Origin of the sequence: Dysosmobacter segnis, assembly GCF_014297285.1 — a bacterium.
Taxonomy (GTDB): domain Bacteria; phylum Bacillota; class Clostridia; order Oscillospirales; family Oscillospiraceae; genus Oscillibacter; species Oscillibacter segnis.
Genome location: NZ_JACOQI010000002.1, coordinates 1 through 13225, shown reverse-complemented (window position 1 = coordinate 13225; position 13225 = coordinate 1). Strand labels below are relative to the sequence as shown.

The window sequence follows — 13225 nt, the reverse complement described above, 5'->3', positions numbered from 1 at the left end:
CATTCAAGGCAAACGCCCGTAGGCGTAGAAATGAGACTGCCAGTAGCTGGTATTTAAGTTTGCATAGCTGATGGGATCGCCACAATGGATCATCATTCCGTCCCCAACGTAGATGCCCACATGGGAAACGCCCGGCGTGTCATAGGTGCCCTTGAAAAAGACCAGATCACCGGGACGCGGGGAGCTGGTGCGGGTACAGATGTTATAGAGCCCCTGGGCCCCCAGGCGGCCCACATTCCAGCCGGAGTGATTGATTACCCAGGACACAAAGCCGGAGCAGTCAAAGGACGTGGCCGGGGAGCTCCCGCCCCATACATAGGGATAGCCCAGGTATTTTTCCGCCTCGGAGAGCATAGCGGCGAATGTTTCATCGTCCAGATATTCCCCCGGCACCTCATATCCGGCGGGCGGGTTTGTCACATAGCGATCCACATAGGCGGAGCCGGGGAACAGGTCGGGGCGGTTTCCCAGGGTAGACATATAGAGGGAGTACCGGGCCAACTGCTCCTCGCCCATGAAATACACAGGCAGATGGGACAGGTCAAAATTCTCCAGCGTTACATAACAGATATACCAGGAATAGGGCTCGTCGTCGCTGTCATACCGTGTCTCCACCACCACGCGCTCTGTGAGAATATACTGGCGGTCAAAGAGCATCCCCAGCGTACCCTGCACCTGGGCCGCCGTCCATTCCCCCTCGTGGAGCACACAGAGAATGGAGATCAGCACATAGGGATCGTGTTCGATTTCATCCAGATCAAAATGGTACTCGTCATAGTTGTGGGTGCTGGTGTAGGTATCAAGATAGTTTTGGAGCTCCGCCTCCAGATTGAGGTAGGCCGCCTCCGCCGCCAGGATTTCCCCGTCCGGGGATGGGTAGGTGGTAGCCCCAACAGCCCCGGCCCCGGCGTTGCCGAGCAAAACCAATGCGGACGAACAGGACTGCATAGACAGAATGAGCAGGACACAGGCCAGGGCCAGGAGCACGCCCAGGGGATGCCGCTTCACAAAGCCCACCGCCTGGGCCGACAGCTTTTCGGTGGCGGCGGCGGTCTTTTCAGCGGCCACGGCCCCCTGGCGGGCGGCCTCCTTTGCCCGCTTTTGGTACTGCTTGCGGAGCCGCCGTTTCTGCCAGTAGCGGGACAGGGCATTTTTCGAGAGCTCCGGGTGTTCCTGGGCGGCGGTGTAAAATTGATAGTCCGCCGCAGCCTTGCCATACCGGGCCTCGGCCCTCCGGACGGCCCGCGCCGGGTGCTCCCGTATGCGCCGCCCCACGAAGCGGGAGCCCTGGCGGAACGCGGACTCGCCCAAAAGCTCGGAGTGATGGGCCCCCTCGGTGCCTACATTTTCCTGCTCTACCTCGTAAATCTTCCCATGCACAAAGCCGTGGACGGAGCCCCCCAGGGCCCCGCCCGCCCGTTTGACGGGGCCGGGTTTCTTTTGGGGTTTCTGCTTTGCCAGCTTGCCCTTTGCCGCCTCCAGCTTCTCCCCGCGCTTTTCCATACGGAGCTTGGACGCGGCGGCCTGTTCCTGCCTGCTCTTTTGCCGGAATTTGGACTTTGGGACACTTTGTCCCGAAGTGCCCCCGGCCTGTTCTTTCGTGCCAGCCCCGGCCTCCGGGCCCGGAGCCCCCTGGGGCGCGGCCTGCTCCGGGCGCACACGGGGCCCAGGGCCAGCCTTATCCCGCCGCGCCATCTTTCAAATCCTCCGGGCGGGTGGTCAGAAGATCGTAAATCTCCCCACGGGGGAAACGATCCATAAAGGGGATGGTCACATTCCCATAGAACAGCAGGCCCTCGCCGGAATTGCTGTGTGTGATATAGGAAAGCTGATGCTCGGAAATGCCGAGCTGTTTTGCCAGAATTGCCCGGTCACTCTGCGCCTGGGACAGCAGGATCATAAAATCCGTGTTGTCCAGAATATTCTGGATTTCCGGGCTGGCCAGCAGGTGCTTGACGTTCTGCGTCAACGCGCTGGGCACACAGCCCCGTTTGCGGAGCATCTGCCAGATGGAAACAAAATAGCTGGCGGTGAGCTGATCTCGGAGCAGAACATGGAACTCGTCAAAGTAGCACCAAGTCGAGATGCCGCTCTGATAGTTGGTATTGACCGAGGAATTGACAAACTCATTTGTGACGTGCATCGCAATTTTTCGGAGATTGTCTCCCATGCCCTTGAGCACGATGCACACCACACGGCAGTCGGTTTTGACATTCGTGGGATGGTTGAACAGGTTAAGGGAGCCTGTACAGTAGAGCTCCAGGGCCGTCGCCACGCGCCGGGCCTCCGGCTCCGGCTGTTTCAAAAGTTCCTCGTACAAGTCCTGGAGCAAGGGCATCCTGCCGTCCCCCACGCCCAGGGCCAGATCCCGGTAGACCAACCGCACACAGCGGTCTATGACGGTTTTCTCAATCGGTTGTAAGCCCTCCTTGCCGCCCACCACCAGCTCGCACAGGGACAGCAGAAAATCAGCTTTCATGGAAAGGGGGCTGTCCTCGTCGTTGCCGCCCATCTGGATGTCCATAGGGTTAATGTGATTAGGGCTGTCCGGGGCAATCTCAATCACCTGGCCGCCCAGCCGCCGCACCAGCGGGGCATATTCGCCCATCGGGTCTACAATGATAATCCGATCCTGGGGAATGGTAAGAAAGACGTTGAGCAGCTCCCGCTTTGCCGCGAAGCTCTTGCCGGAGCCAGTAGAGCCCAGGTAGAGCCCATTCGCGGATTTCAGCTTTTTCCTGTCCGCCATAATGACGTTGTGGGAAAGTGCGTTCATGCCGTAATAGAGGGACGGCCCGGCCATGCGGAGCTCCCTGGTCATAAAGGGAATGAAGACCGCCGTGGAGCTGGTAGTCATGCCCCGCTGGATTTCCACCTCATTCCCGCCCAGGGCCAGGGAGGAAACAAAGCCCTGCTCCTGTTGCCAGTCCAGCCGCTTCAATGTGCAGTTGTATTTCTGCGCGATACCGCCCACCGTGAAAATATCATTTTCCAGCCGCTGGCGGGTGGGGGCCAGATTTACCACGGTAAAGGTCAAGAGGAACATCCGCTCGTTGCGGGACTGGAGGTCGGCCAGAAGCTCCGCCGCGTCCTTGGAAAATGTGATAAGGTCGGGCGGCAGAATGTCGGGGTCATATCCGGCCCGGACAGCTTTGCGCTGTTCCTCCACTTTCATTTTTCCAATGTCAGAAATTTTCCCCTTGATGGTTTTAATCGCCTTTAGCTGATCCACGGTCTGGATATGGAGGGTCACGGTCATTTCCGCGTCAAGCTCCAAAATTTCCGCCAGGAGCTTGTCAGAGAGCTCCGACGCCAAAATCTGCAAGTAGGAGGCCGCGCCCCAATACTGGCCCATGCGGAACAGCCGGGGCTGGCGGAAGTCAAAGCTGTCGGGGGCAATAAAGTCCTTTGTGCCGAGCCCCGTCTTTGCAATATCCCCCCAGGAGAAGCGGAACGGCTCCCGGCTCCCAGGATGCATCTGGCCGTGAAGCAGGGCCAGACGCGCCCGCCCGTCCATAGGCTCGGAGGGCACGCCCAGCCGCTTAAAGTTGCTCATAACGTCCGCCTCCACGCGCTCCAGCCGGGGCCGCGCCTCGTCCAGACTTTCCGCCGGGATGCCAAAGGTAATATATTTTGAGCGTTCAATCCCATTGTTTGACCGGGCAATCTGATTTTTCAGCATCCCGGTAAACTCGGCCCGGACGCTGTTAAAGTCATCCTCGGCCTGGGGAATGTTCACCTTGTAGCGGCTCCGGGAGTGGGAACGGCGGTTAATGAAAGAAAGCTGGAACGGCAGAGAGCTGTCAAAGTAATTGAGGAATGAGCTCCAGCCGCTAAAGATAGCCGTCTGATCCTCGGTGCTTGCCACAGAATAATTGATGTCCTCATATTCCACGGTTTTTGTATAGAGCCCGCCGGGGAGCTGGCACACGCCGTCCGGGAGCATCCGCACATAGGGGATTGTCTGCTGGGCGGACAGGGCCGCCCGTTTTTTACCCTTTGCGGCGGGGCCGCGCCTGGGTGTTTGCTTTTTTGCTTGTTGCAATCGCATCCTCCTTTCCCACGGAGCCCCGCAGGGTAAACGGGGCGTATAAATTCTGCGTCTGATAGAGCCTCGCGCCGGGCCGCAGGAAACGGGCCCGGATGATATTTCTAATCACCTTTTCAAAGGGGAGCCCGTCACGCTCATACATCGCCAGCAAAAACGCCGGGAGCATAACGGCCAGCATAAGGAACATGGCCCCGGTGTTGCCGATAGAGCTGCGGGCCAGCAGATAGGAGGGGATACCCACCGCCGCCGCGCCGCCAAAGCAGACAAGCTGGCGTTTGGTTAGGTTAAAGGCCATTTTCGTTTTGATTTTGGATAAGTCGTTGGGTACATTTACATAGGGCATGAAAGACCTCCTTTCGGGCCGCCCACCTTGGGACAAAGTGTCCCGAAGTCCGGGACGGTGCTCTCCACCTCGTTTCCCCACACGTCCCAGCCGGGCGGGGTCTGTCTCGCAAAGAGCTCCACGCGGGGCAGGTCGCCCAGGAGGGAAACAATCTTGTCGCGGGCCTCGTCCGGCTTTTTGCTGTGGGCTTCAACGGGGGAAATGATAAACTGATGGATATTCGTGGCCTGCCGTTTGGGATGGCCCCTGGTCGCCAGCAGGCAGATTTCCGCGTTGCCCCGCGTCCAGAAGCCCAGGCCGTAAAACCAACTGTCCGCCTTTTTGTTTTTCTTCAGCCAGACAAAAGCCACGGTTTTATAAGTGAAGCCCCACGCCTTAATGAGCCGCAGGGCCTCCGGCAACTGCGGGAACGTGGCCCACAAAAAAAGTGCGCTGTCCGGGGCCGCCAGATCAGCCACCGGGAGCGCACATAGCTCCTCGATCCCCATTGTGGGGTAGTGATTTTCCGCCGCCCCCTGTACGTTCTTTGCAGAATACCGCCAGGGCGGATCGGCGTAGATGATAGAATAGTTTCCGATAGTCAGACTCCTTTCTCCCCGGCCTCCGCAGCCGCCTGCGCCAGCCGGATGCGCTCCGTGGCCGGGGCGTAAAAGGCCGGGGCGGTTTCAAAGCAGATAAAGCGGCGGCCCGTGTTGACGGCGGCCACGGCAGTTGTGCCGGAGCCCGCGCATTGGAGGCCCCCAACACCTTATCATAGGGGCATTGAGCAAAGAACAGCACCGCACCCTCCGGCTTGACCGCCCAGCGCACCGCCTCCCAAAGCTCCGGGAGCGGCAGGGGCACATCCCAAAAGTTGCGGGTCGTGCCATAGGGCGGATCGGTCAAGAGCATATCAACCGAGTGTTGGGGCAGGGAGCGCAGGCCCTCGATGCCGTCCATAAGGAACAGCCCCTCCGGGGGAGCCGGGGACTTCGGGACATTTTGTCCCAAGGTTGAATGTTCTGCCATACGCGCCTCCCCTCTAATGCGCGCCGAAAATGCGCTGGGAGATACTGCCCGTTTTGAACAGCATATAGCAAAGCAATACCGTATAGCCAACGGTGCCCCATATCGCCCCGATGGGATCTCCGCCTGTGGCGATCCCCTGGACAAGCACCGCGTAAATTGCCACGCACACCAGAATGAGCATCCCCTGGAATCCCACGGCGAACAGCGAGCGCAGATAGTTCTGGCCCGTGTGTCCCAATTCCCGGTTGGCAAGGGTCGCCACAGGGATGGGGGACAGGCTGGTGAGCAGATATATTTCAATCATGCGGCCATAGACCAGCACGAAAATAATGATATTCAGCGCCCACATGGTAACGCCGATAATGGAGGACTGGAGCCACAGGCCCAACAGCGGCCCTAAATCCATACCCTCCAGCGTCGTTTCAAGCTGGGTCAGCATATCCGGCGTAATGTCCGTGGAACCCTGGATCAGCCCCGCCGATTGTGCAATCACGCTCTGGGACACGTCAAACACGGCCATTACGATATTGAATGTGTTTGACAGAATAAGGATGGCACAGGACGTTTTGAACATCCATTTGTAGATATTCGCCACATCAAACTCGTGCATATTGTTTTTTTCCAAAAGCATCTGGATCAGTTCATAGGTCGCAACAAAGGTCAGCACCATTCCGGCAATCGGCAAAATTACCGTTTCGGAAAGCTGGCGGATCAGGGAGAACACCCCGGCGTGCCATGCCGCCGGGGTTGTTCCCACTTGTACCGCAATCTCTCCGACTTGGGCGTTTACGTTATCAAAGAGCCCCGAAAGGTTCCCCATGATCCCGCTGATTAAAAGCTCCTTGAGCCAATCCGTGAGCCAGTCGGTGAGAAAATCCATAAGCCGCTACCTTAAAACAGGCCAGAGAGCAGGGGGATCAGCGTTGTGCCCAGCAGGATGATGCCGCCGCCCGCCATGAGCTGTTTCATGCCCTGGCTTTTGGAGCCCGGATTGTCTGAACCGTAACCCTCCAGCAGATTGACTACGCCCCACACGCCCAGGCCAGCGCCGAGGGCCACAACAAGGGTCTGTAAAGTGTCGATAGCAGATGCGAAAAACTGCATAGAGCCTCCTTTTCTCCGGGGAGATGCCCCGGCCATGAAAAAAGCCGCCATTCCTGGCGGCAGGTTGCCACTTCGGGACACTTTGTCCCGAAGCGATATTTATACAAAAGCGTCCGGATCGTCCACATCGTCATAGTTGAGGATGTCCTCGTCCTCGTCTGTGAGCGAAGTTTCCGACACGGCCACCTTGTACACCTCACAAGCCTCGTTCAGCCCAGGCCGCCTGCGGCGGTTTATGAGTTTATCAAGGTCAAAGGCGTTTTTCTTTTTATCGGCTTCCGCCGTTTGCTTATAGTTGGGATGCTGCTTCAAATCGTATTTGGGCGAGAAAAACGGGGGCAGGCCCCGCAACTGCAAAATGCACTTGTCGCCCGGCATGGTCGCCAGTTCGCTGGGGGTCATCAGTTCCCGGCCCAGCCGCAGGGTATTCTGGTTGTAGCTTTCCGACTGGCCGCGGGAGCGGCCCTCGGTCTGCATGGAGATTGTGGCCTTTCCCAGCCAGTTCTCGGAAATTTCCTTGATTGTGCTGGCCTCCCGGCCACCCAGGAAGATCACGCTGTCCATATTTCCGAGAATGGTCTCCGCGTGCTTATCATAGATGGCCTTGCATTGTGCCAACTGCTGATAGAACAGGCACAGGCTCACCTCGCGGGAGCGGATCACCGCCACCAGCTTTTCCAGGTTTGGCACCTGGCCCGTGTTGGCCGCCTCGTCCCACAGCACCCGCACATGATGGGGCAGACGGCCCCCGTGTACGTTGTCCGCCCTCTCGCAAAGAAGATTAAACATCTGCGAAAAGGCCAGGGCCACAATAAAGTTATAGGTGGGCGTGGTATCGGAAATAGTAAAGAAAACCGCCGTTTTCCGATCTCCGATGCGGTCAAGCTCCAGCTCGTCATAACTCATAATTTCCCGGAGCTGGGGGATGTCAAACGGAGCCAGACGAGCTCCGCAGGAAATCAAAATGCTTTTTGCGGTTTTGCCGCTGGCCAGCTTGTATTTTTTGTATTGCTTGACAGCAAAGCAATTCGGCTTGCGTTTTTCCAGGCCCTTAAACATATAGTCCACGGTGTTTAGGAAGTTTTCATCATCCTCCTTGACCTCCATGCCGGAAATCATATCCACCAGCGTATTCATGTTCCGATCCTCGGCGGGGCCCTCGAAAATGATATAGGACAGCAGGGCGCAATACAAAAGCGTTTCCGATTTTGTCCAGAACGGATCGCCCTCCTTGCCGTCCCCCTTTGTGTTGGCTATGAGCGTATCCACAAATTTGAGAATGTCCGCCTCGTTTTTGAGATAGGCCAGCGGGTTATAGTGCATGGATTTAGAAAAATCAATGCTGTTAAAAATCTTGATCTTATACCCCCGCCGCTGTAAAAAGCGGCCTACCTGGGAGAGCACCCCGCCCTTGGGATCAACCACCACGAAAGAGGAATGAGCCTGGAGAAGCTGGGGCGTGAGCCAAAACCGGGTTTTGCCGGAGCCGGACGAGCCGATGACACAGCAATTCAAGTTCCGGGCGTTGGCCGGATTTTTCGGGCGCGTGTTCATGGTAAGAAATTCCGTCCCGGTGAGAATGACATTATTCTCAAACTTGGGATCGACAAAGGGCTTTATATCCTTTTCCGTTCCAAAGCGGGCGGAGCCATACTCCTCATCCCGGCGGTACTTTTTGGCGTTTTTGCTTTTCGTGTAGATCAGCAGACGGAACGCCGCCGCGCCCACAATGCCAACGAGCCAGTCAAAGGGAGCAAGCCCCGGCGCAAAGTCGGCAAAGGCCGGGCCAATGGTCTGGCCCAGCCCCATGAGCTTATGAGCAACATCCGCACCCGCCGCCAGCCGGTAGGCCGTCCCCAGTTTCAGACAGGCCCACAGGATAAACAGATAGGGGATGTTAGGTATCAAATACTTTTTGAGTTTATCTGTCCTCACGGGCCGCCTCCTTTACTCGTTCTTTCTTCCGGGGCTTTTCCTTTGCAAGCTGATCCTCAGCCCGTTTGAGCTGTTCCCGGATGGGGACACGGCTGGACTTGGAACGCTTCAACAGGCGTTTGGAGTATTCAGAAAAGCAAGCTGTCACCGCGTCCGCCTGGCCGCTTTTGAAAAACAGCAGGTATTTGTCCGGCCCGGTTTTATAAAAGGCATAATCCACATTGAAGCGGCGGGCCACCCGGTCAAACTGCCGGGGAGCTTCAATTTCAATGCTGTTTGTGGCGGCTCCGTGGGCCATGAGCTGGCGCACCGTTTGCCTGCCGTGGGGCGTCTGGTGCTCCCGGCGGGTCTTTGCAATTTTGCGGCCCGCCGCTTGGAGCGCCTGGGCCAGCACCCGCGCCGTCAGCTTGCTGGCCTTTATGGATAGTGCTATGGTACGTCTGGAAACATCCTCGTCAACCAGCTATATCCCTCCTTTCCCCGGCGCACCTTGGGACAAAGTGTCTCCAAGTGCCGCCGTTCTCTGGGCCCGGCGCGTTAGTGGCGGCCCTGGCCCTTGACCGTCAAAATGCCGTCCAGGGTGGTCGCTGTGATCCCCAGCCGCTGGGCCACCGCAATATCATTTTTCATCGCCTCGGTGATAGAGTGGCCGCACACCACCAGCACACGGGAACGCCGGAGCAGGTCGCGGGCCATGTCGATGCCGTTCTTGTGCTCCTCCGGCACCGCATCATTGAGAAACAGGGGCAGATACAGCGCGGGGCAGACAGGCGAAAAGCCCGCCTCGTACACGATGCGGCAGTACCGCGCCGCCCGTTCCATATTGTCATCGTCATCGCCGCACCATGCGGCGGTAATATAAGCAAGGGGTCGTTTCATCGTCAAAACCTCCGTAACTGAATTGTTGGGCCGGGTCAACCCTATCCCCCCGCCCTTTCCCTATCCAGGGAAAGGGAGCGGCTCTGGAGGATATACCCCCGCCGCGTGGCCGGAGATAGCACAGCCGGGGCAGGCCGTCAAGGGCAAGCCACCGCAAGCGGCGGGGCGTTCCGCCCCCTTGACAGCCCACCTCCGACTGTGCTTTTTTATCCCCGGCGACGGGGGATATATCACCACAGAGCCCTGCTTTTCCGGGGCCCGGCACCTTGGGACAAAGTGTCTCGAAGCAAAGCCCCGTTACTTTTCCAGAGTGTTCTTTTTCTCCGGCTTTGCCAGTTCGGGCGGCTGTTTCTCTTTCCAGTCGTCCAGCAGGGCCATAATCTGTTCTTTCATTTTGGCGGGAGTGACCTCCTTGCCAAAATACTTCGACAGTTCAGATGTTGAAATAATCACGCCGCGATCCTCCTTCTTTTCTTCACTCAAAATCCCGTCAATCACATCGCCGTTGAGCTTGCCCTCCTTGTCAAGCTCCCGGAGCCGCTTGGCCTGGTTGACCGAGGGGGAGGACTGCTCCCCCTCAATGGAAACAGCGATCAATCGCTGGTTTTCCGGGCGGATATAGGACAGCTCCACCGCAGGCATAAAGCCCAGCTTTTTGGCGTCCGTCATATCCAGGAGCTCCGGGACAAGAGAATTAAGCCGGATATAACGCATGACTTTTTTATAGTTCATATCGTGATCCGCACCCACAATCTCAACAGAGCGTTTCCCCAGGGCCTGCTCCTCCTGGCTGTTGCCGGGGCGGGCCCCCTGGTGCTTGATAGCCTCCACCTCCAAATCCAGCAGGCGGGCCAACTCGCTGGGGAGGGGCTCCCCGCGCTGTTTGTTGCTGTTCCGCATTTCCCGGACGGCTTCAAAGTCCGTCATGTTGCGGACAATACAGGGCATTTCATCCAGCCCGGCCCGTTCACTGCCATGATGACGGCGGTGGCCCGCGATGATCTCATAGCCCTGGCCGTCCTTTTCCGGGCGGACGGTGGCGGGGGTCATAACGCCATGCTCCTTGATCGTCCCCACCAGGTCATCCATCGCCTTATCGTCCTGCACCTTGTAGGGATGCTCCCGGAACGTGTGGAACGCATGGAGCTCGGACAATTTCAAATAGACAACCTTGCCCTCCTCAACCGGGCGGGGCGGCTCGGCTGGTGTAGGCGGCAGGTTGATCTCCGGGACAGGGGCCGCCGCAGCTTTGACGGGCCCGGCCTTGCCCTTTGGCGGAGACTTGGGCGGGCCCATCCCGCCGGAGCCCTTTTCCGGGGTTTTCTTTTTACTTTGGGACACTTTGTCTCGCGTGGACGGCTGAGCCTCGGCGCGGGCCGCCTTGTCCCCCTTGGGTGGGCGGCCTGCGCGGGGCTTGGCCGTCTTTTCCGCTTTTGGAGACTTCGGCTCCGCCTGTTCCTTTGGCGGACGGCCCCGGCGCTTTTCCGGCTTTTCCGCTTCAACGGCGGGAGCCTTGCCGCCCTTATCATCATCACCCCGCACATCCGACAGGTTGATGACCTTACCAGACGGAGCAGGGCCGCCCTCGCCCATACCGGGGAGCGTCATCTGTTCGGCCTGTTCCGGCGCGGGCGGTGCGCCGGGCCCATCCGGGGCTGGGGACTCCGGGAGCTTTTCTCCCTCCGGGCCCTTGTTCAATGTTTCATCTGCCATTCGCTAACCTCCTTTTTTGTGGCATGAAAAAAGGCCAGACCATACGGCCCGGCCAGCGAAAAATATTCCCCCTTTCCATTTTTAATTTTTGATTGATACCACTCCTTTCCCTGTCGAGCCATGAAAAAAACGCCCCTTTTGTTGATACAAAAAGTGGCGTTTTAGTGTAGGTTGGCTCGGTTTTTGTTGTGATTTATTATTATACCTTTGTCAAAGACGGTTAAGCCAAACCGGATAAAATTCTGAATGGTCTCGTTGAAGGCGCGGATGTCATGGAGGTACAGTGCATAGCGGTCAAGACGCTTTTGGTAGTCACGCCATGCACCCTTGGTGGGACCGAAGGCGCGGAGCATCTCATAGTAAAAAGCCATCCCATCTTCCAAATCTGCCTCACTCGGATGGAACAGGTCGAGGGGAGCATATTCGTCGCGCTGGGAGAATTGATTTGCCACGCGCTCAAGCTGTCTCTTTTGCACTTCCGCTGTCGGTGCTTGATCCTCTGTGGGAAATACGCTGAATTGCTCCGTGATCTCCCGTATGGCAGAGAAGAAAGCGTCCTCGTCTTCGTCCAGCAGCAGGCGGAACACCTGATACCGGCGCAGTTTCTGGCAGAGCGCATCCATCTTCTCATTCAGCTTCCACCAAAGCGCTATGTCCCGCTTCCGCTCATATTCTTCCGCAAGATCGGTGATCTGTGTCATACGCTTTTTCAGGCGCATGTATTCGTCCGGAGATAGATTCAACAGGTCGGCGGTCAGCATACCGGCGGTCAACTGCTGGCCGTTCAGCTCCAAGGTGCTGCCATAGGTGTAGAAAATGACGCTGCCTCCCATGTGTATCCTCCTCCACAAAAATTGTCCTACGTGATTTTTAATTTGTCCGCTCTTTTTCTCAGCATAGCATGAATTCCTCCACAATACAAGCAGAGGGAAGAAACCACGTGCCGTTCCGTGGTAACTCCCCTCTGCTTTTTTCGCTCTTATCGTTCCGATGGGAGCAATATTTTTTAAGGAGGATTCAAAATTGAAAAAAGAAAACAGATTGCTGACCATCGACGGTGAAACGTTAATGAGTCAGCCGCTCACACCGCTGAACTTTGTGGTGGATACGTTGCTGTCTCAGGGACTGCACATCCTCGCAGGCTCACCCAAGGTGGGAAAATCATGGCTGGCGCTGTGGCTGGCCGTCACGGTGGCGAAGGGCGAAGCCGTCTGGGGCATGGGTGTGAAGCAGGGCACCACGCTCTACCTCTGCTTGGAGGACTCCACCCTCCGCATCCAGAACCGCCTGTTCGAGATCACGGAGGACGCTCCCGCCAGTGTCCACTTCTCCACCAACAGCGACACCCTTGGCAAGGGTCTGGAGGAACAGCTCTGCGCGTTCCTCTCTGAACACCCCGACACGGTGCTGGTCATCATCGACACGCTGCAAATGATCCGCGGCGCCGGTTATGACAACACCTATGCAAATGACTACCGTGACCTCTCCACACTGAAGCGTATTGCGGATGCCCACGGCATCGCCATCCTGCTGATCCACCATCTGCGAAAGGAGCTTGCCGATGATGTGTTCAGCCGCATCTCCGGCACAACAGCCATCAGCGGCGCGGTGGATTCCAGCTTTACGCTCATTGAGGACAGGCGCGGCAGCGGCAAGGCAAAGCTCTCCTGCATCGGGCGCGACATCGAGTACCGGGAGCTGACGCTGGAGCGCAACGCGGAAAATGTGTGGGAGCTGGTGTCGGACAGCCGGACGCAGCCGGAGCTGCTGGGCGGCCGGATCGTCATTCTTCTCTCTGAGTTGATGCGTGACCGTGCGGAATTTATCGGCACTCCCACGGAGCTGTCCGCGCAGATCGACCCTGCGGGCAGCGAGGGCATCACGCCGAAGAAGGTATCTCGCCTGATCCTGCAAAGCGTTACCGCACTAAGCAAAATCGGCATTTCTGCCGTGGTGCGCCGCAGCAACGGAAAGCGGCTCATTGAGCTGCGCCGTGCCGAAAGTGACGATGCACAGGGTACCCAAGCTGTTGACCCTATCGACCCTGCCGATGTCTCAGGCGGTGAGAACGCCCCGTGTTTCGGCGTGTGAGCCGCTGTGTGCGCGGTTAGGGGCTGGGGTGGCGTGTGTACCCGTCGAGGGGATATTCTGCCCGCACGGGGCAAATTCCGAGACGGCATAAAAACGACGAA

The 13225-nt window shown here is 57.7% G+C and carries 13 protein-coding genes; 1 reads left to right on the top strand and 12 read right to left on the bottom strand.

Going from position 1 to position 13225, the window contains the following annotated elements; all coding sequences use genetic code 11:
• Positions 1-3: 3 nt before the first annotated feature.
• From H8Z83_RS02250 to H8Z83_RS02195, 12 genes are all read right to left on the bottom strand, one after another.
• A complete protein-coding gene (locus H8Z83_RS02250; protein WP_117579870.1) occupies positions 4-1695 on the bottom strand; it encodes a C40 family peptidase in 1692 nt (563 codons plus the stop codon).
• Positions 1679-4051 carry a VirB4-like conjugal transfer ATPase, CD1110 family gene (locus H8Z83_RS02245; RefSeq protein ID WP_366463650.1) on the bottom strand — a complete coding sequence of 791 codons (2373 nt, stop codon included), beginning with the start codon at positions 4049-4051 and terminating at the stop codon, positions 1679-1681. The genes H8Z83_RS02250 and H8Z83_RS02245 overlap by 17 nt, the downstream gene beginning before the upstream one ends.
• Positions 3993-4394 (bottom strand): PrgI family protein, encoded by a 402-nt coding sequence (locus H8Z83_RS02240; RefSeq protein WP_117536716.1) that lies wholly within the window; start codon positions 4392-4394, stop codon positions 3993-3995. The genes H8Z83_RS02245 and H8Z83_RS02240 overlap by 59 nt, the downstream gene beginning before the upstream one ends.
• Positions 4382-4957, bottom strand: a complete 576-nt coding sequence (locus tag H8Z83_RS02235; RefSeq protein WP_436231642.1) for an MT-A70 family methyltransferase — start codon at positions 4955-4957, stop codon at positions 4382-4384. Before H8Z83_RS02235 ends, H8Z83_RS02240 begins: the two co-directional genes overlap by 13 nt.
• Positions 4845-5402 (bottom strand): hypothetical protein, encoded by a 558-nt coding sequence (locus tag H8Z83_RS02230; RefSeq protein WP_436231641.1) that lies wholly within the window; start codon positions 5400-5402, stop codon positions 4845-4847. Before H8Z83_RS02230 ends, H8Z83_RS02235 begins: the two co-directional genes overlap by 113 nt.
• 13 nt (positions 5403-5415) lie before the next feature.
• The gene (locus H8Z83_RS02225; protein WP_117536713.1) at positions 5416-6282 is read right to left on the bottom strand and encodes a VirB6/TrbL-like conjugal transfer protein, CD1112 family; all 867 of its coding nucleotides are present in this window, start codon (positions 6280-6282) and stop codon (positions 5416-5418) included.
• A gap of 11 nt (positions 6283-6293) precedes the next feature.
• Positions 6294-6506 carry a Maff2 family mobile element protein gene (locus H8Z83_RS02220; RefSeq protein ID WP_117545302.1) on the bottom strand — a complete coding sequence of 71 codons (213 nt, stop codon included), beginning with the start codon at positions 6504-6506 and terminating at the stop codon, positions 6294-6296.
• A gap of 99 nt (positions 6507-6605) precedes the next feature.
• Positions 6606-8441, bottom strand: coding sequence for a VirD4-like conjugal transfer protein, CD1115 family (locus tag H8Z83_RS02215; protein WP_187013568.1), 1836 nt, complete (start codon positions 8439-8441; stop codon positions 6606-6608).
• Complete coding sequence (locus H8Z83_RS02210; protein WP_233511520.1) at positions 8428-8835, bottom strand: PcfB family protein; 408 nt, start codon at positions 8833-8835, stop codon at positions 8428-8430. The genes H8Z83_RS02215 and H8Z83_RS02210 overlap by 14 nt, the downstream gene beginning before the upstream one ends.
• 143 nt (positions 8836-8978) lie before the next feature.
• The gene (locus tag H8Z83_RS02205; RefSeq protein WP_117570308.1) at positions 8979-9320 is read right to left on the bottom strand and encodes a DUF7768 domain-containing protein; all 342 of its coding nucleotides are present in this window, start codon (positions 9318-9320) and stop codon (positions 8979-8981) included.
• A 297-nt stretch (positions 9321-9617) separates the two neighbouring features.
• The gene (locus tag H8Z83_RS02200) at positions 9618-11033 is read right to left on the bottom strand and encodes a ParB/RepB/Spo0J family partition protein (protein WP_187013567.1); all 1416 of its coding nucleotides are present in this window, start codon (positions 11031-11033) and stop codon (positions 9618-9620) included.
• Between the two features lie 161 nt (positions 11034-11194).
• Positions 11195-11866 carry a hypothetical protein gene (locus tag H8Z83_RS02195; protein WP_187013566.1) on the bottom strand — a complete coding sequence of 224 codons (672 nt, stop codon included), beginning with the start codon at positions 11864-11866 and terminating at the stop codon, positions 11195-11197.
• A gap of 190 nt (positions 11867-12056) precedes the next feature.
• Between H8Z83_RS02195 and H8Z83_RS02190 the strand changes: the two genes are divergently transcribed.
• Positions 12057-13124 (top strand): AAA family ATPase, encoded by a 1068-nt coding sequence (locus tag H8Z83_RS02190; RefSeq protein WP_187013565.1) that lies wholly within the window; start codon positions 12057-12059, stop codon positions 13122-13124.
• The last annotated feature ends 101 nt before the right edge of the window (positions 13125-13225 follow it).

Bases quoted from the DNA above. Each gene is read 5' to 3' on its own strand.
- H8Z83_RS02205 (WP_117570308.1), bottom strand. From the start codon at position 9,320: ATGAAACGACCCCTTGCTTATATTACCGCCGCATGGTGCGGCGATGAC.
- H8Z83_RS02225 (WP_117536713.1), bottom strand. From the start codon at position 6,282: ATGGATTTTCTCACCGACTGGCTCACGGATTGGCTCAAGGAGCTTTTA.
- H8Z83_RS02250 (WP_117579870.1), bottom strand. From the start codon at position 1,695: ATGGCGCGGCGGGATAAGGCTGGCCCTGGGCCCCGTGTGCGCCCGGAG.
- H8Z83_RS02240 (WP_117536716.1), bottom strand. From the start codon at position 4,394: ATGCCCTATGTAAATGTACCCAACGACTTATCCAAAATCAAAACGAAA.
- H8Z83_RS02195 (WP_187013566.1), bottom strand. From the start codon at position 11,866: ATGGGAGGCAGCGTCATTTTCTACACCTATGGCAGCACCTTGGAGCTG.
- H8Z83_RS02245 (WP_366463650.1), bottom strand. From the start codon at position 4,051: ATGCGATTGCAACAAGCAAAAAAGCAAACACCCAGGCGCGGCCCCGCC.
- H8Z83_RS02230 (WP_436231641.1), bottom strand. From the start codon at position 5,402: ATGGCAGAACATTCAACCTTGGGACAAAATGTCCCGAAGTCCCCGGCT.
- H8Z83_RS02200 (WP_187013567.1), bottom strand. From the start codon at position 11,033: ATGGCAGATGAAACATTGAACAAGGGCCCGGAGGGAGAAAAGCTCCCG.
- H8Z83_RS02220 (WP_117545302.1), bottom strand. From the start codon at position 6,506: ATGCAGTTTTTCGCATCTGCTATCGACACTTTACAGACCCTTGTTGTG.